This is a genomic window from Prevotella sp. HUN102 (assembly GCF_000688375.1).
Classification (GTDB): Bacteria; Bacteroidota; Bacteroidia; order Bacteroidales; family Bacteroidaceae; genus Prevotella.
Genome location: NZ_JIAF01000001.1, coordinates 49,105 through 72,461 on the forward strand (window position 1 = coordinate 49,105; position 23,357 = coordinate 72,461).

General features: G+C 38.0%; 22 protein-coding genes. All 22 read right to left on the reverse strand.

The window, feature by feature from the left end; genetic code table 11:
- Nucleotides 1–271: 271 nt before the first annotated feature.
- The 22 genes from P150_RS0100230 to dnaK all read right to left on the reverse strand — a co-directional run bounded on the left by P150_RS0100230 (nucleotide 272) and on the right by dnaK (nucleotide 22,733).
- Nucleotides 272–787 (reverse strand): DUF6155 family protein, encoded by a 516-nt coding sequence (locus tag P150_RS0100230; RefSeq protein WP_028895961.1) that lies wholly within the window; start codon nucleotides 785–787, stop codon nucleotides 272–274.
- A 253-nt stretch (nucleotides 788–1,040) separates the two neighbouring features.
- On the reverse strand, nucleotides 1,041–1,499 hold the full coding sequence (locus P150_RS0100240) for a DUF6078 family protein (protein ID WP_028895962.1): 459 nt from the start codon (nucleotides 1,497–1,499) through the stop codon (nucleotides 1,041–1,043).
- 403 nt (nucleotides 1,500–1,902) lie between these two features.
- A complete protein-coding gene (locus P150_RS0100245) occupies nucleotides 1,903–2,880 on the reverse strand; it encodes a CBS domain-containing protein (RefSeq protein ID WP_036931941.1) in 978 nt (325 codons plus the stop codon).
- A 202-nt stretch (nucleotides 2,881–3,082) separates the two neighbouring features.
- A complete protein-coding gene (locus tag P150_RS15565; RefSeq protein WP_051617383.1) occupies nucleotides 3,083–3,973 on the reverse strand; it encodes a DUF5677 domain-containing protein in 891 nt (296 codons plus the stop codon).
- Between the two features lie 13 nt (nucleotides 3,974–3,986).
- Entirely contained in the window at nucleotides 3,987–5,714 is a 1,728-nt protein-coding gene (locus tag P150_RS0100255; RefSeq protein WP_028895964.1) for a hypothetical protein, read from the reverse strand.
- Nucleotides 5,715–5,720: 6 nt separating this feature from the next.
- The gene (locus P150_RS0100260) at nucleotides 5,721–7,229 is read right to left on the reverse strand and encodes a hypothetical protein (protein WP_028895965.1); all 1,509 of its coding nucleotides are present in this window, start codon (nucleotides 7,227–7,229) and stop codon (nucleotides 5,721–5,723) included.
- A gap of 3 nt (nucleotides 7,230–7,232) precedes the next feature.
- Nucleotides 7,233–8,546 (reverse strand): class I SAM-dependent DNA methyltransferase, encoded by a 1,314-nt coding sequence (locus P150_RS15570; protein ID WP_197018020.1) that lies wholly within the window; start codon nucleotides 8,544–8,546, stop codon nucleotides 7,233–7,235.
- Nucleotides 8,522–9,775: an IS4 family transposase gene (locus tag P150_RS0100270; protein ID WP_028895966.1), complete on the reverse strand. Its 1,254-nt coding sequence runs from the start codon at nucleotides 9,773–9,775 to the stop codon at nucleotides 8,522–8,524. Before P150_RS0100270 ends, P150_RS15570 begins: the two co-directional genes overlap by 25 nt.
- Nucleotides 9,776–9,800: 25 nt before the next feature.
- Nucleotides 9,801–10,700 carry a hypothetical protein gene (locus P150_RS0100275; protein WP_028895967.1) on the reverse strand — a complete coding sequence of 300 codons (900 nt, stop codon included), beginning with the start codon at nucleotides 10,698–10,700 and terminating at the stop codon, nucleotides 9,801–9,803.
- A gap of 161 nt (nucleotides 10,701–10,861) precedes the next feature.
- Nucleotides 10,862–11,755, reverse strand: a complete 894-nt coding sequence (gene fic, locus P150_RS0100280) for a protein adenylyltransferase Fic (protein ID WP_028895968.1) — start codon at nucleotides 11,753–11,755, stop codon at nucleotides 10,862–10,864.
- A gap of 10 nt (nucleotides 11,756–11,765) precedes the next feature.
- Nucleotides 11,766–12,836 (reverse strand): Fic family protein, encoded by a 1,071-nt coding sequence (locus tag P150_RS0100285; RefSeq protein WP_036931943.1) that lies wholly within the window; start codon nucleotides 12,834–12,836, stop codon nucleotides 11,766–11,768.
- Nucleotides 12,837–12,857: 21 nt separating this feature from the next.
- Complete coding sequence (locus P150_RS0100290; protein ID WP_028895970.1) at nucleotides 12,858–13,067, reverse strand: helix-turn-helix domain-containing protein; 210 nt, start codon at nucleotides 13,065–13,067, stop codon at nucleotides 12,858–12,860.
- Between the two features lie 102 nt (nucleotides 13,068–13,169).
- Complete coding sequence (locus P150_RS0100295) at nucleotides 13,170–13,832, reverse strand: hypothetical protein (protein WP_028895971.1); 663 nt, start codon at nucleotides 13,830–13,832, stop codon at nucleotides 13,170–13,172.
- Between the two features lie 2 nt (nucleotides 13,833–13,834).
- A complete protein-coding gene (locus tag P150_RS0100300; protein ID WP_028895972.1) occupies nucleotides 13,835–14,755 on the reverse strand; it encodes a relaxase/mobilization nuclease domain-containing protein in 921 nt (306 codons plus the stop codon).
- Nucleotides 14,752–15,105, reverse strand: a complete 354-nt coding sequence (gene mobC / locus P150_RS0100305) for a plasmid mobilization relaxosome protein MobC (RefSeq protein ID WP_028895973.1) — start codon at nucleotides 15,103–15,105, stop codon at nucleotides 14,752–14,754. Before mobC ends, P150_RS0100300 begins: the two co-directional genes overlap by 4 nt.
- 143 nt (nucleotides 15,106–15,248) lie before the next feature.
- A complete protein-coding gene (locus tag P150_RS0100310; RefSeq protein ID WP_028895974.1) occupies nucleotides 15,249–16,139 on the reverse strand; it encodes a toprim domain-containing protein in 891 nt (296 codons plus the stop codon).
- A gap of 217 nt (nucleotides 16,140–16,356) precedes the next feature.
- Complete coding sequence (locus tag P150_RS0100315) at nucleotides 16,357–17,571, reverse strand: VapE domain-containing protein (protein WP_028895975.1); 1,215 nt, start codon at nucleotides 17,569–17,571, stop codon at nucleotides 16,357–16,359.
- 11 nt (nucleotides 17,572–17,582) lie between these two features.
- A complete protein-coding gene (locus tag P150_RS0100320) occupies nucleotides 17,583–17,939 on the reverse strand; it encodes a helix-turn-helix domain-containing protein (RefSeq protein WP_028895976.1) in 357 nt (118 codons plus the stop codon).
- A 98-nt stretch (nucleotides 17,940–18,037) separates the two neighbouring features.
- Complete coding sequence (locus P150_RS0100325; protein ID WP_028895977.1) at nucleotides 18,038–18,784, reverse strand: hypothetical protein; 747 nt, start codon at nucleotides 18,782–18,784, stop codon at nucleotides 18,038–18,040.
- Nucleotides 18,785–18,798: 14 nt separating this feature from the next.
- Complete coding sequence (locus P150_RS0100330) at nucleotides 18,799–20,055, reverse strand: site-specific integrase (protein WP_028895978.1); 1,257 nt, start codon at nucleotides 20,053–20,055, stop codon at nucleotides 18,799–18,801.
- 11 nt (nucleotides 20,056–20,066) lie between these two features.
- On the reverse strand, nucleotides 20,067–20,624 hold the full coding sequence (locus P150_RS0100335; RefSeq protein WP_028895979.1) for a helix-turn-helix domain-containing protein: 558 nt from the start codon (nucleotides 20,622–20,624) through the stop codon (nucleotides 20,067–20,069).
- Between the two features lie 207 nt (nucleotides 20,625–20,831).
- Nucleotides 20,832–22,733: a molecular chaperone DnaK gene (gene dnaK / locus P150_RS0100340; RefSeq protein WP_028895980.1), complete on the reverse strand. Its 1,902-nt coding sequence runs from the start codon at nucleotides 22,731–22,733 to the stop codon at nucleotides 20,832–20,834.
- Nucleotides 22,734–23,357 lie beyond the last annotated feature (624 nt).

The window sequence follows — 23,357 nt, forward strand, 5'->3', positions numbered from 1 at the left end:
TGTCTGGTGAGCAAGGCTTTGCTGATGACGATTGCAAACGTATGAGTTTACTATCGTAAAACTCTTGGTGGGTTTCCCGACAAGCTATATTTGCTTTATTTTACTTTGGGGGATATTCCCTTTTGTTCCGTGAATCGGCCTTCCATAAGAATTGTTTATTACTGTTTGTAAATATACGAATTTTTCTTGTATAAAGAACGGAAAGGGGGCTTTTTCATCATTTATCCTTGGTGGGGCGTTGGGAATTGCTGATGGGTTATTGAGCTGATGATTACGAGCCTCTGTATTGATGGTATATGTCCCATAAGGCATCCGAGAATCCCCATCCACAGTCCGTTGCATTGAGCATTCGCTCTATTCGTTCATAGTATTTTACAAGCAGGCCGTGAAGGAAGATAAACTCCATAGCCTTGGCAAAATTCCTTTCCAAGGTAATGTAATATTGTTCCCACATATCGCCGAAGGTCATTGTATATTCGCATCCCTGTTCTATGTAATAGAGCATTAGGTCGGCAACGCACTCGGGTGCCGGCTTCAGTTTCCTGAAGTCAGAGATAGCTTTCCAGCAGGTGGCGAACGACGGATTCTCCGAAAAACCACGGGTGGGGAAGAACTCGTTTCGTATTATCTTCTTATATTTCTCCACTTCAGCGTGGCTGTCGGGCGTGAGATAAAACTCCAGATAAGTCTTTGCCTCTCTGCTTGCATCGTAGAGGCTCATTACCAAGTTTATCACATTCTCCTTTGGCAGGGTCTCCAATTTCTTTCTCAACTTTGCTTTCGACATAATTATATGTATTTATTCCTTCTTCAAATATACGATGAATATTTCATAGCCCTTGTAGGCATACCATCTCGAAACCTCTTGTTGTGCCGTCATCGGCTGCCGATACGGATAATATTATACACGTTTGTATAATAGGTTGTACAAGTTTGTATAAGTGATTGTACAAACGTGTATAAGACAATCCTTATTCTGTACCGACTGAGGCAGTTGTTGGGGAAGGGGAGAAGAGGTCTTAGGCAGCGAGGGGAGAGGATTATTTGTATCGCTTTATCCGCATCAGCGAGGGATAGCATTCTTCATATCGGTCGAACTCGATGGCTGTTCCGTCGTAGCCCAGTTCGGCAAACACTTGCCGGACGGCTTGCTGCTCCTCTTCGGTAATGGCGCGGAGCTGCTCCTTGACATGGTAGAAGGTGGAAGAGCCGAAGCAGGCCTTCACTCCGTGTTTGGCAGCGCGCAAGTCTGCGGCCCGCACGTTGTCGAATATGTGCGAGATACCCCATGCGTAACGCTCGCGTCGGTCGGGGATGAAGAGCGGGCAGGGCTGCCTGCCCGTGATTATTGCAGGATTGACAACCATATAGGTAGGGTTGTGGTTCTTGCCTAGCATCCCATAAGCAGTATAACGCAAACATTGGCTTGCCTTTTCGCAATTCGCTCCGGCGCAATGGGCGAAATCGCTGTCAAGTTGGTTGTATTCTTCCTGTGTCATAAGGCTTTGTTAGGTTACATTTTCTTATTACTGCAAAGATAATGATTTCTGATGAATAAACAATTTCATTTTCTTGGCAAATTTTACTTTCAGCTTACATCCTGTACTGTACTATAAAGGTATATAATAAACCAATCGCAGCAATCCGGTTGAGACTGCTGCAATGTTGTTATTTCCTTAAATATGACTTGCTGAAAATTATGAGGTATTCAAAATTTGATATTGTTATCTATCAGTTTTATTATAGCAATAACAGAAAACCGACCTATACTTTGTTCTAAAATAATCTAATACTCCTTTGTATTAATCTTATTTGTAAGAACAGATGTTAGTGTTGTATAGAATTAATACCTTTTTCAAATATAAACTATTGTTTTAAATGTAAGGCTTTCTATTAGTTATTTCAGACTTCTTGATATTTGTACTTAATTAAAGTTGCTAAATACTTTGATGTATCAATCAAAAGTCCAATCGCTTCTTCATCTATGCTATCGGGTGTAAAATGCATTATTTCATTTCTTATTTTTCTGATAGCTTCTAATCTTTCTGTAAGAATCTTTTTGTCAGTATATATTTTCAGCTTATCCCAAAAACCAGGCGTTTCTATGATACGTTGGTAATGCCCAAATGATAAATCGTCAATCGAATTAATTTCTTTTTCAGCATTATCACAAATTTTCTTTATGTCTTCTAATAAAAATTCTCCATTAAAAAGAACTCTGATAGATTTCTCTATTTCTTCTAATAAAAGAAAAGGCATTGTGTTTAATAAGAATTCTGAAGCTATATCTGCAGTTGTAATAATACCTTGCAACGATTTATCCTTACCGATAACAACGGCAAAGTCATGTTCATAAATGACTTTCATGGCATCAAGCAAAGGAGTATCAGGCTCAATCACTTGAATTTCTTTTTTTATATAATCCTTAACATTATCACTTTGCACTCCATTAAACCTTGCTTCGCAAATTGTTTCCCAAGATATATATCCAATAATACCTCTTTCTCTATTATTTGTAACAGGTAGTTGAGAGAACTTATTCATCTGCATTATTGTAATAGCCTTTCTTAAGGAATCATCATTATTTACATATTTGGGAATCTTATTAGCTGCTTCAAGTATTTGAACTCTTTTAATTGGATCTTTAGGTATCTTAGTTTTAGCAATCTCCTTATGTCTAATTTCTATGGGACTATCAATCCATACATCTGTATAATTTGGTGAAACCTCTAATTGATTTTCCTCTAAAAAATTATCAATATACGCACAATTACGGGAGGTTCGTTTATAACAATTTAAACCATTCAAAAGTTCACGTGGAGTAATGGTTTGTGGCTTCTTGTCTTTTTTTATTTGTTCTATTTTCTGTTTAAAATCCATAATAAATATTGTTTTAAAATATAAGTTCACATTTCACCATAATGTGAAATGTGAACTTCATATATAATTTACTTCACCTCCTCGAATATATCCTATGCTGATTATCAATAACTTACATTTGCATGGTACAAAAATGCTTCCTCTATTTGAGTAGTATTGATTAGAAAACATTTTGAATGTTATCACTTTTTCTAATTTCATTTTAAAATAGATACTTTGTTTGCTCTTTTGACATTTTATCTAAAATTTCCTTTGCTTTAGGGAAAGCATTGCAAAAATCTCGTACTATTACTTGCTGAAATTTGCAGATGGAGTTTAGTATCGTAAATGCCTTTTTTTTATATTCGTCAGAATTGTACATTTGTCCAAATTGTAAAGTTCCTAAGAATGAAGGATGTGATTGATAAGAAAGGTAACTATATAAAATAGAAAGGTCTTCCTTGGGGAATATTTCTTTGGGAGATGCACTAAACGATAGTATCTTGAATTCTTTAATCTTTTGCGTTTGCGTATCCTTAATAAACTTATATCCTTTAATAGATGTATCAGATTTGTTAATTTCTTTATGAAAAGCTTGTTTTGCGTCTTCTGTAATATCAAGTTTCTCTAAAAGACTTATGGCTCTCTGCCTAAGACCCTTTATTTGTGTCATGTTTGAATTATATATTTTTCTATATTTCTCAGCTTCTTGGGGATTTTGAGGCAATTTCCTATTATATAGTCCTCTTATTTCCCAGATACATAAGACAATTTCTTTCTCTATAGTATTTTCTTGTTCGACAAAAAGATTATTAAATATAAAGACTTTTTCATATAGACTTCTTAATATTGATGTCATAGAAGGTATGTCTATTATTGTCCTGTTTCCCAAATGTGGAATCATTGGAGTCCCCTTAAAAAGTATCAATATAGAATTAATATGAAGCATTTCCATTTGCAAAAAACATTGAGCTATCTCTGTGTACCGATCTCTCTGCTCTTCTGTTTCTGTCCAATAATTTTGCCAAAAATAAAATAAAGCAGCTGCATTTTGTGTTGCTGCTTTTTTCATCATGGCTATCTGTTGGTCAATACTTGTATTATTTTGTGTCATTTTTATATTCTGGCTATTGGATTAAATACAAACATACATTATTTGGGATGGCCTTTCCGACTTCAAATCCATATCTACCATTTGATGTCTCGTCTATAACTTGCCTATTTTCTTCTATACTTACTATTCTTGTTTTATGCCATCTATCGTTTTGCCTGTAAGCAAAATAATCCCCAACCTTAATGATTAGATTTTTAATTTCTATACAGACAACGGTATTCTTCTTATAATAATTATAGGGTTCTCCCAGTTCTTGCAAATTAGTTGGAGTGAAGTCAACAAGTCCATGAGCATTAATCAGGCTTTCTCTTGCTTCTTTTTTGGAAATAAAGCCATTTTCTATATCAAAAAACAGATTAAATAATTGCCAAGTATAAGCTAGTCCACGCTTATCTTTTTGAGCATCTGTAATTTGCACGTCTTTGAATGGGGGACGTGTTCTTTTTAATGGTTCTATATTGCGTTCATTATTAACGATGTAAAGTGCATGCACGTCAAATGCATTCCTTTCTTCGCATCTTCTAAATTTAATTTTATGAATTTGAGAGCATTGTGCATCTGTCGATGTACCATTTATTCCTTTTACTTCTATAATAAGCAGCCCAGCTTCTCCTAAATCAACTTGTACATCCTCCTCGAAAATGTCTCCCTCCTTTTTGGTTGTATCTGCATCTACGATATTAGAAAAGCCTAGCCATTGTAAAAAATCAATTACGGCTTTTACAAGGTTGTCCCCAGTTTCTGTTAGAAGGGAATGTAAGAAAGAGTATTGTTTGTTATTTTCTTCTTTCTGCACTTCTATTACTGCTAAATCTTCTTGGTATTTATTTGTTAATTGTTTTTCTTTGTCTAAAAGTTCTTGTTGATTTGGAAGAAAATACATTGGTGTATTTTTCCACGCAGCAGCTTCTATGAATGGAAAATATTCAGAAAAATAGATATAGAGGAATTCATTAAAGACATTTTTAAGTAGCTCTAATTTATTTTCACTTTGCGGAAGCATAATTGTAATATCATACTCATCCATATAAAAATATGAGATAATATCTCCAGCCATAGTTGTTAGCAGAGGTATAAAACGAGTGTCTTCTTTTCGCACACTATTCTCCCATGACATTGGATGGAGATAAGTTTGTTGATAAGAGTACCCATCCACAGTATTTCCAAATATCTCTTGAGTCAATCTACTATTTTTGCAATGTAGCACATCTCTACCGTAAAGTGAAGTTTCATTACAATAATTCTGAATATGTTCATAATTTGTAAAACTGCCACCATCAGTTGTATTATGTGTTCCTGCGTTATACTTTTCGTAGGACACCCTATAAAGTTCTCCTTGAAAGATGATCTTTATTAAAGGCCGTCCTCTATGTTTTTGCAGTTCAATGCTTAGAAGCTTAGAGCTGTAAGGAATTGGATTAAATAATGTTTCTGGATATGAACTATATAAGTAAATACTGTCACTGCCAGTTATATGTGTTCTTACATGATTTTTCTCTGAATATGGAATAACTCTCTCATACCCCATATCTTGTATTAGAATATCATACTCTTGAATATTTATCGGGAAATCATAATTTAGCAATAGTTTGACATAATCATAACGGTTCTTAATTATTTTAGCTGTATCTATTTTAGCTCCCATTGTTCCTTCAAAGACTTCAAAATCCTTTTTCAGAAATGATAGAATGTCATCTTCTAAATCTATAGCACATATTTTTGTCTTCTTTATATCCATCATGATATCTTATTTAGAGAATTTTATGGTTACTTCTTTGTCGTTTGCAATATTATCAATTGCTGTATTTAGGATTTCTTTCAGCATTTTTGCTGTCTTGTCTAATTCATAGATACCAGCGTCTTCATTATAGGCATTGTCTAATTCTAAAAAGTTGTCCAAAGTAAAATTTTCAGTATTATAATTAGATTGTGGATTATGATAAAGTTGTGCAATTTCTTCTTGCTTAGTATGAGAAAACAAAGGAGTTTCTATTAAATGAAAATAAGAGGGAGCACAATGCCCGCCAGAGCCACCAACTCCGATATAATCTATCATACCCTTTGAACGCCAAAAAGCAAGAAAGCATCGAATGAATATACTTTCTGTTAAATCATTATTGCTATTAATTATCCTTATCCCATGATAATTAGTAGCGACATTATAATCGTCATTCAATACGACAAATGTCCTACCTTTCCCAAAACCTTCACCACCAAAAATTATATCTCCTTTAGATAGAGTTTTCAAAGTGGTAGGTGTGCCTATAAAGGACGTTTTCTCCACAAATCCATATTGACTTATATAAGTTGGAAGGACTAATTCATAGAAGCCTTTGTAATAGGAAGCACTATCTATTCTCGTTCCTATAAATCCCCTTTCCAAAGACGTTCCTCTTGTCCATGTAAAACCTCTTGAAATAAGATCAATAGATCCTTGTTTATAATTCTTGACAATAAAGTTCCAGTACTGAAATTTCTCACAATAAAGACTGGTATCAAGTCGTCCAGAATTTACAATGCCTGTAAATGTTGGCTGCTCAAACCTAAAGCAATTTTTCTTTTGGTTATTCAGAAGTTCCTGTTCTATAGTTAATAAGATTTCACGATGACGTATTTTTATCAGTTTTTCTTTATTGATGATAGCCTGAGTTAATAATTCTACAAACCTAATAGTATTTTCTACATTTTCATTGGGCATTGGAATTTTACAGTCGAGAAATAAAGTCTTTGCATGTCTAATGGTAGCACCTTTGGGTACCATAACATCAAGTTGTTCACGAAAAAGCATATGCTTAATGAAAGCCAGCAAATAATATTTCTTACTGTGTACAGGCAGTTTATAGAGAGCACCAGAAAGCATTACATTAGGATAATCTTTATCTAAAATTGCAATTTCTCCAATATTACTATCTTTTGAAATAATTAAGTCTCCCTCTTTTAAGTTCATTTGAACAAAACTTTGTGGCATTATGGGAAGCATTGTTTCTTTTGTTATTTCAGGCAAGAATGAATGTTCTTGCAAAGCCTTTGTTCGTAAGAAATAATGTGTAGATTGATTTATATAGTTCAAACTACCAACTTCTATGCCTAAATCTTTCCTTTGAAGTGGTCTGCTAAGGAAATCCCTAACAGTAAGAGTATTGGTGTTAAGCATTGACAAATGCTTATACTGCGAGGCTGACAGGGTATAATCAGCTTTGCCAATGTCTTTATAAGAAATAGAAGAGGGGGTCTTAATATACTTATTACTATCCATTGTTTACTTTGATTTAATAAAAATATCTTGTAATTGCTTTTCTTGTCCCAAACACCACTGCTTAAAATCAGCTATTGTTTGGGTAAAATCTTCATCGAGCATAGCTCTGCCATCCTTATCTATTTCAACTTCGAAGTTGTCATAGTTGATTTTATATACTGGGGAAAAGAATTTCACGCGTTTACTTGTTTTCACTTCATAGCCTATTCTCTGAATTTCTCGTGCAAAAACCTGATAGTTTTGCTCTTTTAATTTCTCCAGCTCACTCTTCTTTGGTTTATATGCAACGATGATGGATGTGTTAACTCCTGTTTCGGCAAATACATTTGCAGGCAAGTCAAATATAGCAACAATACGCATATTGTCCATTAACCACTTGCGAGCAATTCTATGAGAATCAATACTTGCGATTGAGTTAGACAACACAATGCCCATACGTCCATTCTCATTGAGAATACGATATGCATTTTCTAAAAAGACAACACCGAGATCAATTTTATTTGCTTGTTTCTTTGTTTTCTTTTCACCCTCACCGTTATTGCTGTATAAATCCCATAATTCATAGCATTGTATCATTTCTAAATCTTTATCGTCTTGAGGTACAAAGGCTCTATCTTCTCCAAATGGAGGATTGGTAAGCACGACATCAAATTTTTTGAGTTCATTCGTGTCCGGTCTATTATCCCAATTACCTTTCTGATTCATTGATGGGATAAGGTCTATAATGTCCCCTTTTGTATCGAACTTAGATAACAATGAGCCATATCCTGCTTTTGCCTTGATTTTAGCATTACCATCTCCATTGAGCAGCATATTAAGAGTGGCTAGCATAACCATCTGATCGTCAATATCCATACCATAGATATTATTATCATCTAATTTGCTATTTGAATTCACATAGGAAACAGACAGGAAGTCTGCTATTCCTACAGTCGGATCTATCACCGTTTCACCATTTCTAGGATTTACAATATTTACTAAAAAGTCAATAAGTGGAAGTGGCGTTATAAATTGCGCATTATTATCTTTAGAGAATTGAGGAGCAAATTTATAAAAGACCAACTGGTAAAGATCTGTTTTGTATGAACGGACAAAAGAATAGTCTTGAAACTGATAGACAACCTCTATCAGTATCTTTATATGATTCTCATTCTTTACATTCAGCGGGTTATCTTTCAATATTCTATAATACATACCAGATGCATCTGCCCTTAAAGAATTTATTCGTTTTATAAAGTTCTGTAATGGGGAATCTGCGAGTGTTTTAAAGTTCTTTTCACTATCTGTTATCACTACTGTCCAAAGAAATTTTTCCATAAGGTCTGCTGACCATCATTGGAGTCATTCTGAGGACGTTTTGGTTTAACGAATAGTTCGCCTAAGGGTTTCCTCTCAAAGAGAACCTTCCCGATGGCAGCCGATAAAATATAGAGATCCTGTTCAATATGGTACACTTTCTTTGCAACGGCAAGCAGCAGATAATCGCAGATAGCAATCCAAATCTGCGAGAATACAGCATTCTGGCTCGTTCCGTAGAACGAGTTGATGTGCATTCGCTGCTTTATCCATTTGAAGAAGCACTCCACTTGCCAGCGTTCCCTGTAGAGTTCTGCGATTGTCAGGTAGGAATGAGTAAAGTCATTGGTCAAGAATCTGTAGACGTTACCTGTGGCATAATCTTCGTAAACAACCATGCGCAGTGTGTCTGGATACCACTTGGAGGTTCTTGGTCCTGTAAGTCTGACAATGGTGTCGTTTGTAACTCCTGTCTGTTTGTCTACAGGACGTTCCTCAACTACCTCATACCTCATGTTATCTTTTGCCCTTGTCACAAAGAAAGCCTGCTGACGATGGAAGTGGTTGAACAACTGTCTGAAGTCAACATAACCCTTGTCCATGAGATAGTAGCTTCCTGGTTCTACGGGAATCAGACTCATGGTCTTGGAATCATGAACAGCAGCCTCCGTCAGATGGATGAAGGTTGGTATGGAGCCACGCAAATCCAGAAGTGTATGCATCTTTACACCCCCTTTGTCATGATGCAGACGAGCCCACGGGCAAAGCTGGAGGCACAGTTTGATGGTGCTGCTGTCAAAGGCATACACGATGCCATCCACGTCAAGCCGGGACGGTTCGTCCTGGTACAGCTCTCTTGCCCAGGCTATCAGGCTCTGCCCAAAATCATGGTATATACGCCAATCCTTGGTCTCATTGATATGGGCCAAAGTCGAACGTTGGATATACTTTATTCCACTCGAATAGAGCTTGGAAGAGAGAGCCACCAGCGTCGCATCAATGCTGCGGAGACTAATCTGGTCGGTGAACTGGGCAAAGCTCATCACCATAAACTGGTCTCTGCATTTGAAGCCGATGGCATGTCTATTGCCGTTGTATCTCTTTACGCACTTGTCGAACTCATATCTTGGTATGAGCGACATGATTTGAGCGAATACGGTCTTTCCTTGATTCATGAGTTCTGCCTCTTGCAATACGATTTGCAAAAGTACAAAACCAAATCTCGAAAAAATAATATTCGCGTAACTCATTGAAAATAATCAATTTGAATTAGGTTCAAGAATTTTTCTTTGGACAGTAGTGATCTGTTATATAAAAGTCAAGAAAACGTTTTGGATTCTTTTCGTTTCTCTTTTCATCAAAGATTTTCAGAGATAAAATTTGAATCAAGATCTCAAAGCCGATTGGATTCAGCATTCCAACATCGGTCATTCTACGCAGAATACTGCTCATAGCATCGTTTATCTGAGTAGAATGTACGCCAGAGATTATATCCAAATCTTCTATTTTTCTTTTAGAACGATCAAGAGTTTTCGTAGCAGACCACTCTAACAAGCATTCAAAATTTGGCAAATTAAAATAAGGATCGGGAAGATGTAATGAAAGTTCTTTGGTCTTGCTATTATCTCCCTTTACATTAAATTCTTCACTATATCTCAAGAACATTCCATTAGACTTGCGGAATAGATAGAGCCTTTCTGTGTCATACAAAACACCCAAACAAAAGGAACGACGACTCTCATTTAGATATGCCTTTAACTGTTTGTCCCAAATATCTGCAATATTTTTGTTATCCTCTTTTTTGAATTCCAAAGCAACTAACAGGTGTTCCCGAAGCCAATCTAAACTTTCATTATTGCCATTGTTATGGTAATCTTTGTACTTTTCAAACCATGAAACATCATCAAATATTGCAGCATCAAGTCTAATAGGAGCCGATGATTTATTTCCTTTTGGAAACTGAACTTCGGTTCCAATATAATCCTTAATGAATAATCCAGATTGTACAATAGAATAAAGGAATTGCCATTTATAGTATTGCTCATTATGTTCACCATTTTTCTTTTGAAAATAGGTTTTCCTATTCATTGTTAAATGCTCCGGTAGAAAGCAAGTATATTCTTTTATAAACTGATATTTACTATCAAATTCATTTTTAGCTTCTGTAAAAGTCATTGATACTATTATTTATTTTAAATTAAATATTTGTTATGTCCTCTACTCCTTATAATAAGACTGCTCAAAGTTTTAGATGAATACTTCTTTAGATACGAGGGCTGTCTATATGTGTAAACAATGTTTAAAGTTACTCATAAGATTACGTCTCATTTTATTAATCACTCATTTTGCTCATAATAATACGAATAGTCAATACCTTTCATAAACATTTCCCTGTCATCAATCTTTGTTGTGAGTGCAGGCTCTACTAAAGCCTTAATGCGTGTACTATCAGACACACTCTCACGCATTGCTGACAGATACTCGTTCTTATCTATTTGACTCCAATCCACACACCGTTTGAGAGAACGCTTCAGCATGAGGTCAAGCCAAATGCGAGTGCTGCGACCATTGCCTTCCATAAAAGGATGGGCAACATTCATTTCAACATACTTGTTCATTATCTCATCGAAAGTAGTTTCTGGCATTCGCTCTATCGTTTGCAGTGTAGCAGGGAAGTGCATACAATTAGCGAAAGTGAAACCTCCCTTTGAAATATTCTTGGTGCGAATTTGTCCAGCGAAGTCGTACAATCCTCCAAAGAGATAAGCATGAATCTGCTGTAAACATTGTATGCTGCCCGGTTCAAGACTTTTCAGCAAACCACTTTCATATAACTGATATGCTTTCTTTCGACTCTGTCCATCCAATGTATTATCGCTGTATGTAAACCAGTCAAGGAACTCATTTGCACGATTGTTGGGATAGTGCTTTGCTAATAAAGCCACTCCTTCACTATCAAGAACATCTGCAATACGCATCTTTCCATCCGGTGCTTCAAATTTAAAGCCGTGAGTAGCACTCACAGGTTCAATGCCTTCTTGTTTCAACTTACGTTTTAGCCAGCGCCAATAGTTACCTGCTTTGGTGTAGTCAGGCTCATCATTAATGGCACGCACAATGTCTGTTGCAGAAAACCACCAACAATTATTTTCTTCATCCCATACGGCACGTACTTCACGGTCGTTGAAGAAGCGAATTGATTTCTTATGTTGTTCTTTCTTCTCTTCCATAAATGAGAATTTAGTTGTTTATTTGACTGCTTTTTATAACCCAATAGCCATTACGCCGACCATTTTTGCGTTCAATGATGCCTTGTTCAGATAATTTTACGGTCATCGTCTTTATCGTTCGTTCTGATTTTCCTATATGCGCTGCTATTTCCTTTTGCGTTGCATTCGGCTTCTCCTTAATGAAGTTGAGCAATGCCAATTCTTCTAAAGTGCAATTCAAAGTGCAAATATTGCACTTTGTAGCATTTTCTTTTGCACTTTGAGTATCTGCCGAAACATGTAGAAACCTGTTCTTTAACTCATTCTGCTCACCCAATATCAGATTACGGAAAAACGCTTCAAGGTATTGTGTTGTCGCAAAAATACCTTTAGGTATATTGTTATAGTTGGCTCGAACCAGTGCATTGCGGAAGTACCACGAATAGTTGGCAAAGATTTCGTTGCTGACGCCAAAGCCAAATGTACGCAGATACTTAATGGTGAAAACTGCTGTGGTACGAGTATTTCCTTCTCCAAATGGATGAATTTGCCAAAGGTCGGAAACGAATTGCGCAATATGCTTCATGGCTTCCACTGTGTCATGATGCCTATAATCGTATTCCTTTTCACGGGCAAAGTCGTAATCCAAAGTTTCACGAATACTGTCTGCACCTGCATACAGTACAGTTTCTCCATTCAGCACCCATTCCTTTTTCGTAATGTTGTAATCTCTTATCTCACCTGCATGATTATAAATGCCTACAAACAATCGACGATGAATAGCAATATACTCTAATGGTGAGAACGTAAAACTCTGCTCAGATAGCAATTCAGTGATACGAGCCGAAACTTTATCTGCCTCTTCGGTCCTGTCCTCTATATCCTTACGGACAGTCTTAGATTCATAGTAGCTATTGACAAGTTGCTTCACCTCCTCAATCGTGATATTGCCCTCAATATGCTGTCGAGCAGTCTCACGCAGATAGTCGGAAGTTTTCAAACCATCAACAGCCTGCAAGCCAATAGCCGTCTGCCACGCATAACCCTTCTCACGTTTATGCGGTTCACCCTGTCGTATATATTCTTCAAAGTCAGTTATCATATGGCTTTATGAAATGATACTTTATTTGTCATCTTTTGTATTGATCAAATCCTTAGGATTGACTTGTAATATCTCTGCTATTTGGAATAGAAGTTCCAAACTTGGCTGACGACGATTGCAAACGTAGGAGTTCACTATCGTAAAACTCTTGCCGAGCTTTTCTGCAAGCCATGTCTGCTTGATTCCTTTTTCGGTAAGCACCTCTTTTATTCTGTTGGTAGGATTTTTCATAAATATTATAAGATTGTTTGCAAATATAGTAAATATTATTGTATAAGTAGCTAAAAAGGAGGAGATTTTTTCTCCTCCTTTAAAAGTTTTATATCCATATTTCTATTTGCCTTTCCTATTTTGCAGATTATTCTGCATTAGGCTATCCGCTTTTGCTTTCAGTTCCCAGTTATAATTATCCGTCTGCTTCTTGATTCTTTTAATCATTGTAGCATCGCGATGAATGTCAAACACATCATTGAGCCATAAGATTTCCTTTGGGCTGCAACCTCTCCACACTCTGATGATACGGAATTTCAAGGCATCATCTTTGTATTGTTGTTTGCTTTGCCATAAGGAGTAATTACCAACCAAAGAAATAAGACAAAGGAAAGACACTGCCACTACTGTAGTAAAGACTTTCGATGACTTGATGTCAAAGCTATGCCTGTGAATCTGTTCTTGCGGTTGTGGATATTCTTTCTGCTCCTGCCACTCGTGCAGCATGGTCAAGACACTTGCCACCAATTTGTCTATGGATTTAGCCTCCTCGTCCTTGATGCGCTTTTGCACATCAATGTACTTGTTAAGAACGGCTTTTGTACGCAATTCGTACTGATTGAGTAATTCCTGTTCTTGCTGGTCGTCATTTTGCACAGGTGTAGATGGAACAGGGAAAGAGACGGAACTGTTCTCTTTTTCTTTCAGCTCCTTCAGTTCCCTGTAAATTGTTTCCAACTTGTTCTTGATTTCCTCAAAGAGAACAAATGTATTATTATCTGCCATAGTTATAAATGTATTTTACGTTTTTTCTTTTTCTTCTTTTTGTCAAGTGTGTTGTAAACTTCCGCAGAGACTGTGCCATGAGTCTGAAATAATCCCAATCCTCCTTCTATAAGGTCGTTGGCTATTTCACTCGTAACATCTGCAACATTAGATATAAGATTTATCGTTCCTTGCATCTGCTGTTCGTGTTCTCTATCATTCTGTTGCAGGGCAAAGTCAATCTTGGAATAACAGAAACTCCGGTCCACCTTAGAGCCATTGAAATGGTAGCCGTTCTTTTCAAAGATGACACCCTGAACTTCCTGCGAGTTGCCTTTATACTTGAAACAGACATCAATACCTTGCTTTTCTAAATGAGCAAGGAGGGATTGCCAATTCCTACATCGAGTTACTTCTGCTTTCAATGCCTGATAGATTTCATATTTGGTCTTGTCAGGTTCTTTCAGGCGGTGTTCCTTGACATTCTCCTTGCCACCGGCGAAATACAAACCATACTTGGCGGTCAGTTCCTTGCAAATCTTTTCACTTCTGAATCTGTCGTTACGGTCAGAAATGCTCTTGCCGTTATTGTCTATCCGATTGAATGCGATATGAATGTGCGGATGTTCTTTGTCGAAATGGCGACCAATGATATACTGCGTATCTTTTATTCCCATCTTCTCCATGTACTCATGCGCCACTTTCGCCATCCACTCATTGTTGAGTTTGCGAGAGTCCTGAGCGGGGAAACTAAGGGAAATATGTCCGACAACCTTACTTACTCGTGGATTCAGTTCCGTCTGGTCAATGAAACTTTGGACAATATGGCTGATACTGTCTGTTCTCACTCCGGAACAGTCTATAAGCTCCGTTCCTTTCTTCGGGTCAAGGATGTAGTTGATGACACCCTTGAAGCCCGAGCCTTTCATTATCTTGGCTATCATCTTCGTATCAGGTTTAGGATTTTGTCAATCTTGCCAATAATGATTTTGTGAAAAGGAGCAACGGCATGAAACCCCTCCGCATTGGCACGATGAGCCAACTGGTTGAGATTGTTTGCCATGCCACACAGCTTACGGATAAAGTCTGCTTGCTCTACGGTCAGTCGTTCTATGACATTTCCTTTCTCAAGAACTTTTCTTACAAACTCACTCATGGATATTCCTGCGTTCTTGGCTTTACCTTTGAGCGTATAGTAATCCTCTGTGGTAAGTTTTACCGTGATACGGTATTTCTTCTTTTCAGTAGCGCCTTTGGTTGGACAACCACCTTTGTTGTATTCTGATTTAGTCATATTTTTTTCTTTAATTTGAATTGATGGAGACCGACGGGATAATTCTCTGAACCGAGTGGCAGGAGGTGGAGCAAGTGGTTTTGGTATGCCCAAAACATAAACTTGCTCCCCGAAAAATATATCATACCCAGCAATTCCTGTAATCATAGCTTGATCCCTTTGGATTTCTTGATTTCTGCTTTCTCTGAATGCTTGAATTCAGCACACAGACACTCGTTCAAGTCCTTAAAGTTTTGATAAATAGAAGAGCAATCTTGGATACGTAATCCATCCTCTATGAGTTTGTTTAAAGCTGTTCTTCCTCCTTCATCGTTATCTAAATACGAACATACCAAACTGTGTTTTGAAAGGAAAATTTTTGACTTCCTGATATTACTTATAGAATTTAGAATTAATGCGGATTTTTCCTCTTCCTCTGGGCTCATTGTAAGCAAGCTAAGATAATCCATAAAGCCTTCAAATAGATTGATTCGTTCTGAAGGGGTTGGGATGTACGATACATCAGAAGGAGGCAAACACCCTTTGAAATATGGATTGCGCAACGCATACCCATAAGAATTGTTCGGAAAGCCTATTGCATAAAATTTCTTATCAGCGATTCTATAATGGATTTCCTTACAATACTTTTTAGCAATATTCAGATTGATTCTTCTTTGGGTGAAATATTCAATGAGATTCGGATGGCATAGCTTGGTAGAACCGATAACCTCTATCCGTGATTGGCTTAAATTTTTTGTTTCGTTATTACCTATGGAGAATCTTGGCTGGATATTTGGTTTACCATTAAAAGTATCTATTGCCTGTACTAGACTACATTTATGTAATCTCATAACTAAATCTATAAGACTTCCACCTTCATTAAGGGCAAAATCATACCATAGATTTTTATTATAATCTACTTTGAAACTTGGAATATGCTCGTTTCTAAACGGACTTTTATACATTCCATAATAGCCATAATCCTTAGCAGGATATATAGCCATATTGCCTAAGTAATCCTTAATTGATATTGCTTTAATTTCATCTATTGTCATACTTATAACTTTTAAGTTTGTTGGTTACTACAAGGTTATATTATTGTAAGTTGTTGACAGTGAAAGAAAAACATGTAGTAGTCATTTATTTTGTAGTAATTTCCTTACACATATATAAATTGTTGGTAGTAATAGGTAGTAAATCCCTTTTTTGCTGATTACTACAACCTAATCTTTTTTCTTTCAATGCTTTATCTCTCTTTGTAGTAAAGTAGTATTAATAATTAGTATTGTAACTTTGAATAAAGGGATTGGGAGCAATCTTGCGTATGTGATACACATACATTGGGTTGCCACCGATTCTTTTGGACTTTCTCAAGAAACCTGCCTTTTTCAAGGCTTCGCCCATTCTCCTTTCACTTAGATTAAGTGTAGTATAAGCTCGTAAATAATTCAAGATTTCTGATGTTGTCATATAGCTTTCTTCTGTTACTGCTGGCTTTTCCATGCCTTTAAGAAGCATTTCATATTCAATAGTCTGTACTTGGAAATCTTCGCTTTCATGATGTAACTCTGCAATTTCCTCTTCGTTGAACCAGTAGTGATACCCAGACCTCCATAGTTCTACAGCTTCAGAATAGACTCTATTCATATCAATTTCCTTTGCTGAATTAATATCAATACTTTCTACCTCAAATGGAAGAAAGCGACGGCTTCCCGTCGGATCTGTCAGAAAGTCGTTGCCATTAACTGATGCCATAAAACTTGCCAAATGCGGATATTCCTCAATATAAGTGTCGTATGGTCTTCTATATTTTACTCTTGGTGTTGTTATAAGGTTTTTCAACTCATTCTCGTCTCTTTTATTTAGAGCCTTTAACTGGTCGTCAATATTGATAAAGAGGTACTCGGCAATCAGTGTCTGTACGTCTTTCCCCTGTGGGTCTATCTTGCCTGTGAATAAATATCCTTTCAATTTCTCTGGACATAGTAAATCAAGGAATGTTGTTTTGAACTTTCCTTGCTCTCCAGTAAGTACCAAACAGGTGTGATTTCGACATTGTAAATCATCCATCGCATTAGCCACAACAGCAACAAGCCATTTTACAAAATAATGCTGCCATTTATTTGGATTCTTCACAGATACACAGTTTGCTAACTTGATGATTTCAGATTCATCTTCTCCTTTAGGTTTAGGCAGACTAAGCAAGAACTCATGGATAGGATTGACTTTGCTACAAAAATCACTTTCCAATATCGCACGAATATTGTCAGAGGGAGTATATATCCCCAATGAACCATCTACTAAACGGCGCATAGAATTAATGTCATATTTAGTGAGAGGAGCAAACGGTATGTTCTCTCCTTGTGGTCTGAACTCCGTTCTACTTTTCACCGTGTTATAGCGAAAAGCATATTGCTCTTTCAAGAATTGTTCTATACGTTCATTCTTGGATTTCTTTGTACTTGTTTCTGTTTTTTCCTTCTTCATAATATGTGATTTTATAAAAGGGAAGAATCAGAATGCTTCTCAAAGATAAAGGCTTTCGCTTCCTCATTGATTTCAGCAACGGTCTTTTTCTTACCGCCTTCAATCCATGCCAATAATTCGTCTTCGAAAAAGTAGAGATGCTTACCATTCTTATAGCAAGGTAGTAAGCGTTTGCGTACTAAGGTATAAACTGTGGGCTTAGCTTTCCCTATAAGTTTACACGCGTCATCTATTCCAATAGGAATGCGTTTAGGAGGAGCAACAGGTGTTTGCCCTTTACATACTAAGTGTTTAATTTCAGCAACTTCGCTGACTAAATGAGCAACTGCCTTTGGCAAGTTCTCAAAAGTGATTTCGTTTTGTACCATAATAATTGTTGTTGATTTTACGGTGCAAATGAAAAAAGTGTTTCCTCTGTGTCCAAAGACACAGAAGAAACACTCCAAAAACACAATAGGATAGTGTGTTATTCTGTTATTTGATGGTCTGAAAGGTTTTGGACAATGGGAATAATGCCTTTCTTTTCATCATCACGCAGATGGCTTTTTATACTTCCTATTTCCATCTCTTTGAATGTGATGGCAAATACTTTTTTAAGGAACAGTGATATTTCATCTTGTTTGCCAACCCTAAAATGGTTCCATATATTCCAACCAAAATGGAATAAGTCTAAAGCAACTAACCCTTTGATATTTATCGGTTCTACTTGTGATAGTGGGAGCTTGGCAGAGTATAACTCTATATACTTACAAAGCCTGAGCAGGTCTTTATCAGAAACATACGGTGCGAACTGCTGCTGAGTATATTGAATGGCTATAGCACGTTTATCCTGCTCTTTCTGGTTTATTATCTTTTGTTGCTGTTGACGAATAGAGTCAATGTCTATTGAATGCTGATGTTGTATGGAAGAAGATTTGTTAGTACTTTCTATTGTTTGTCCAGTCTCAATCTTAGATACATTATCATTTGTTTCCTCTTCTTGTTTCTTTGGAAAGAAGAACTTAACTAATGCCGTAAATAGCCCCTCAACCAAAATAGACAATATTGAATAAATAATAATGCCTAAAGCGACAACACTCCAAAATATAATATGTGCCGTAAAGTCATCTGCACCTAAACGTATGGCAAGCATTCTTGCGAATAAAGCAATAATGACACAAACAACAAGAACGGACAAATATACTACGATATGTTCAAAATATTTGGTGTTCATTTTATTTTATCGAATTAAGTTTTATCATTTTCAATATCTATTTGAATGGCATTGGCTGCTTTGTTTTTCTTTTCGTCGACCACTTTCGCATATACCTGTGTTGTTTTTACGTTGGTGTGCCCCAACATTTTACTTACGGTGTAGATGTCTGTTCCGTTTGCAAGTTGTAGGGTTGCAAATGTGTGTCGAAAGCAATGAAAGCTGAGATGCTTGTGGATGCCAGCCTTCTCTATCCAAGATCTTAGTGGACGAGAAATCCAAGAAGGATTTGGGAGTCCTTCAAAAACGAGTTGCTCTGGCTGTCTTGGCTCTCCACAAAGTTTAAAAGCCTGTTCCGAGATGGGCATATACTCCACACCTTTTGTTTTTTTCTGAGTGAAGAGAAGTTTGGCTTGGTCTGCTTCTATGGCTATTTCATTCCATTTTAACTTTTGAATATCACAGTGTCTTAATCCAGTCAAGGCAGAGAATAGTGCAGCTCGTTTAAGTACATCACGTTCACATGGAGTATTGGCTAACTTATTTAATTCATCAAGCGTTAAGTATTCTCTACGGGATTCTTGTTCCTGTATGCCTTTGATTTTTGCAGATAAATCTATAGTCAAATATCCATCTATGAATGCTTGTTTGAGTGCAGCTTTAAAAATAGAGAAATATGTGGATGCCGTATTTCGTGATATTGTTCCTTTTTTGCTTCCACCACAAGGAGCTGACAACAAGAAAAACTTAAAATCTTCAGCTAAGCGGTTATCTATTTGTGAAAAGAGAAGAGTATCACCTGCAAACATTTTCAATAAAACATGAACTCTAGCCCAGTTGGTTTGAACTGAAACAGAACTATTGCGATGTCTTTTGTCAGCCACCTTATCAAAATACTTAATGAAATTCTGTTGTAAACGCTCTTTTTGTTCTGCCTGTGCTATTTCTGTATCGCTATATAAGCTGGCATTGTCATACTCTCGTTGTCTAAGTTTTCTAACACTATCTGCATAGATACACGATTCTTGGTCTATTTCGCTTTTGCACAAGATTATCCCATTCAAATCTCGTTTGGGTTTGAATGATTGATTAGCTCCCGTTGTTCGGGCTATTCTGCTTTTATCCCAAATAGGAGTAGTAATCGTTCGGTTAAGATATTCACGCACTCTTTGTGGAGTCGCTTTGCCAGCTACTCTTACCGGGTAGCTTTCTATATATAGGTACCACTCTTTGCGATAAGCACTTTTGCGTAGCCGTACTGTTGCTTTCGTATTGTCAAGTTCCTTTCTCATTATATGGTGGGTTAGTGATTATACAGATTGTCTATTTCTGATTTTGGAGCATAGACATAATTACCTATCTGTCTTGTAGGAATAGAATATTTGCGTATATGCAGATATACGGTACTGTCATTGATTCCAAATTTTTTGGATATTTCTCCGATAGTATAGCAGTCTTCAGGTTCAAGCCTGTAAGTCTTGACTTCTTTTGATTTATGCTTTTCTTTCTCATTATATGGACGCAGGCTAAAGCGTTCTTGTAAATCTGCTTTACAAATCCGCGTCATTCTTTGTCCGAGATTATAATAACGGACTTCCTTATTTCTAATCAAACGATATAAAGTATCACGACCAATATCAAACAGGGCTGATGCATCTGCAATGGAAAGATAAGGCTGGTCCTTAGGAACTCTTGCAGCTTTTTCTCTTTTCAATGCTTCCAACTGTTCTTCTTTCTTCCGTTGCTTATATGCTGTTTGAGAACAGGCTTTAGAGCAGTATTTTGAGGTAAGGGTTTTCGCAGTGAAAATCTTACCGCAAATCTCACATTTTCGCTCTATTTGAAATTTCGCACTTGGCATACCATTTGTATCTAATTGATAATCAGTTCTATTTTTGAATTAAGTCGTACTTTATCTCCCATTAAGTCGCGGAACAAATATGGTACAAATATAAGCATAAAATCGATTAAAAACAAGCAAAATTAAATATTATTAGAAAAGAAAAATCCCAGTAACTTATTATGTTACTGGGATTTGCTTATTTTTAGTTAGTGTTTTTTAGCACTTTTATTTCACCTCCTCAAAATCTGCATCTTGTATAGTGTCGTCCTGCTTAGGCTGCTCCTGCTGACCTGCATCTGCACCCGGCTGTGAACCTGCCTGACCTGCACCCTGATACATCTGCTGCGATGCTGCCTGCATCACGGTGTTGAGGTTGTTGATGGCAGTATCGATTGCGGCTGCATCGGCTGCCTTGTGAGCGTCCTTGAGCTGCTGGAGGGCTGACTCAATGCCCGGCTTCTGGTCGGCCGGAATCTTGTCGCCGTTGTCCTTCAGGAAGTTCTCGGTAGTGAAAATCATAGAGTCGGCCTGGTTGAGCTTGTCAATCTTCTCACGCTCTGCCTTGTCGGCTGCCGCATTCTGCTCGGCCTCTGCCTTCATACGGTTGATTTCGTCGTCGCTCAAGCCGCTTGAAGCCTCGATACGGATGCTTTGCTCCTTGCCCGTAGCCTTGTCCTTGGCAGATACGTTGAGGATACCGTTGGCATCGATGTCGAACGTTACCTCAATCTGTGGAACGCCGCGGCGAGCCGGAGCGATGCCCGTGAGGTTGAACTGACCGATTGACTTGTTCTGCGCCGCCATCGGACGCTCGCCCTGAAGCACGTGGATGGTTACTTCGGTCTGATTGTCGGCCGCTGTTGAGAACACCTCGCTCTTCTTGCAAGGAATGGTTGAGTTGGCATCGATGAGCTTTGTCATTACGCCGCCCATTGTCTCGATACCGAGTGTCAGCGGAGTAACGTCGAGCAATACGATGTCGCCCACGCCGCTCTCCTTATTAAGGATAGCACCCTGAATAGCCGCACCTACTGCAACAACTTCGTCGGGGTTCACGCCCTTTGAAGGCTCTTTGCCGAAGTAGTTCTTCACGAGTGTCTGAACTGCCGGAATACGGCTTGAACCACCCACGAGGATAACTTCGTCGATGTCGCTCGTGCTCAGTTTTGCATCGCGGATAGCGTTTTGGCAAGGCACGAGACAAGCCTGAATGAGGTTGTGTGCGAGCTGCTCGAACTGAGCACGTGTCAGACTCTTAACCAAGTGCTTTGGCACGCCGCCTTCTGCTGTGATATAAGGAAGGTTGATTTCCGTAGATGTAGTGGAACTCAACTCTATCTTTGCCTTTTCAGCAGCTTCCTTCAAACGCTGCATAGCCATAGGATCCTTGCGGAGGTCGATGCCCTCGTCTGCCTTGAAACCATCTGCCAACCAGTCGATAATAACCTGATCGAAGTCGTCGCCGCCGAGGTGGGTGTCGCCGTTTGTAGAGAGCACTTCAAATACGCCACCGCCGAACTCGAGGATTGAAATATCGAATGTACCACCACCAAGGTCGAACACGGCAATCTTCATATCCTTGTTTGCCTTGTCCACACCATAAGCGAGTGCGGCTGCCGTAGGCTCGTTCACGATGCGCTGAACATTGAGACCTGCAATGGCACCTGCCTCCTTTGTTGCCTGACGCTGAGAGTCGGAGAAGTAAGCCGGAACGGTGATAACGGCGTCCGTAACTTCCTGACCGAGATAGTCTTCGGCAGTCTTCTTCATCTTCTGAAGCACCATAGCCGAGATTTCCTGTGGAGTGTATTTACGGTCGTCAATCTGCACACGTGGATAGCCGCCCTCATTTACAACCTTGAAAGGAACACGACCCGTCTCCTTTGCACACTGCTCATAGGTTTCACCCATAAAACGCTTGATAGAGTAGATGGTCTTTTCCGGGTTTGTGATTGCCTGACGCTTTGCAGGGTCGCCAATCTTGCGCTCGCCACCTTCCACGAAACCGATCACGGACGGAGTTGTACGCTTGCCTTCAGAGTTAGTAATTACCACAGGCTCGTTGCCTTCAAATACAGAAACACAAGAGTTTGTAGTTCCTAAGTCGATACCAATAATCTTTCCCATAATTGTATTTATTTTTTTGTTTTTATTTCTTTTCTGATACTTGTCGAGGATGCAAGTTGGTGCGTGGCAGCGAACGATTTTTTCTGAATCTGTTCCTTATTAACGCCTTGTTAATCAGTAAGGTTTGTTACCTTTACGATTAACGGCCGTCCAACTTGAACCTGCGTTCGCTTGTAATTAAACAAATGTTGTGCCAAAAGAAAATGTGTTTGTCAGATGTGTCATAATGAGTGACAAGGTGTCATAGGAGGGAGAGCAAGGGGACGAGGGAATAAGTGGACGAGTAGACAAGTGAACAAGTGGATAAGTTTACAAGTAAACAAGTGAACAAGTGGACAAGTAAATTTGTAATTTATTTCTGCTGTTTGAGCCTTCATTTTCCTATGCTCTCTTTAGTTAATAAAGTAATATCCTTGTAAACTTGTCCTCTCGTCCCCTTATAAACTTCCCCTTGCAGCTTACACAAAAAAAACGCCCCATCATAAGATCACTCTCTTGATGGGACTAACTCATATTATATATAGACTGAAGTATTAAACATTTTAAACAGGAAGAAACCGACTTTGGCTCTCTTACACCATTTGCGCCTACAATCAATCATTCCACGCTTGGTTACTATGACGC

Coding starts and splice junctions, on each gene's coding strand:
- P150_RS0100300 (WP_028895972.1), bottom strand. CDS start 14,755: ATGATAGCCAAGATAATGAAAGGCTCGGGCTTCAAGGGTGTCATCAAC.
- P150_RS0100315 (WP_028895975.1), bottom strand. CDS start 17,571: ATGAAGAAGGAAAAAACAGAAACAAGTACAAAGAAATCCAAGAATGAA.
- P150_RS0100260 (WP_028895965.1), bottom strand. CDS start 7,229: ATGGATAGTAATAAGTATATTAAGACCCCCTCTTCTATTTCTTATAAA.
- P150_RS0100285 (WP_036931943.1), bottom strand. CDS start 12,836: ATGATAACTGACTTTGAAGAATATATACGACAGGGTGAACCGCATAAA.
- P150_RS15565 (WP_051617383.1), bottom strand. CDS start 3,973: ATGACACAAAATAATACAAGTATTGACCAACAGATAGCCATGATGAAA.
- dnaK (WP_028895980.1), bottom strand. CDS start 22,733: ATGGGAAAGATTATTGGTATCGACTTAGGAACTACAAACTCTTGTGTT.
- P150_RS0100240 (WP_028895962.1), bottom strand. CDS start 1,499: ATGACACAGGAAGAATACAACCAACTTGACAGCGATTTCGCCCATTGC.
- P150_RS15570 (WP_197018020.1), bottom strand. CDS start 8,546: ATGGAAAAATTTCTTTGGACAGTAGTGATAACAGATAGTGAAAAGAAC.
- P150_RS0100290 (WP_028895970.1), bottom strand. CDS start 13,067: ATGAAAAATCCTACCAACAGAATAAAAGAGGTGCTTACCGAAAAAGGA.
- P150_RS0100275 (WP_028895967.1), bottom strand. CDS start 10,700: ATGACTTTTACAGAAGCTAAAAATGAATTTGATAGTAAATATCAGTTT.
- P150_RS0100295 (WP_028895971.1), bottom strand. CDS start 13,832: ATGGCAGATAATAATACATTTGTTCTCTTTGAGGAAATCAAGAACAAG.
- P150_RS0100230 (WP_028895961.1), bottom strand. CDS start 787: ATGTCGAAAGCAAAGTTGAGAAAGAAATTGGAGACCCTGCCAAAGGAG.
- P150_RS0100335 (WP_028895979.1), bottom strand. CDS start 20,624: ATGCCAAGTGCGAAATTTCAAATAGAGCGAAAATGTGAGATTTGCGGT.
- fic (WP_028895968.1), bottom strand. CDS start 11,755: ATGGAAGAGAAGAAAGAACAACATAAGAAATCAATTCGCTTCTTCAAC.
- P150_RS0100330 (WP_028895978.1), bottom strand. CDS start 20,055: ATGAGAAAGGAACTTGACAATACGAAAGCAACAGTACGGCTACGCAAA.
- P150_RS0100320 (WP_028895976.1), bottom strand. CDS start 17,939: ATGGTACAAAACGAAATCACTTTTGAGAACTTGCCAAAGGCAGTTGCT.
- P150_RS0100245 (WP_036931941.1), bottom strand. CDS start 2,880: ATGGATTTTAAACAGAAAATAGAACAAATAAAAAAAGACAAGAAGCCA.
- P150_RS0100310 (WP_028895974.1), bottom strand. CDS start 16,139: ATGACAATAGATGAAATTAAAGCAATATCAATTAAGGATTACTTAGGC.
- P150_RS0100255 (WP_028895964.1), bottom strand. CDS start 5,714: ATGATGGATATAAAGAAGACAAAAATATGTGCTATAGATTTAGAAGAT.
- P150_RS0100325 (WP_028895977.1), bottom strand. CDS start 18,784: ATGAACACCAAATATTTTGAACATATCGTAGTATATTTGTCCGTTCTT.
- mobC (WP_028895973.1), bottom strand. CDS start 15,105: ATGACTAAATCAGAATACAACAAAGGTGGTTGTCCAACCAAAGGCGCT.
- P150_RS0100270 (WP_028895966.1), bottom strand. CDS start 9,775: ATGAGTTACGCGAATATTATTTTTTCGAGATTTGGTTTTGTACTTTTG.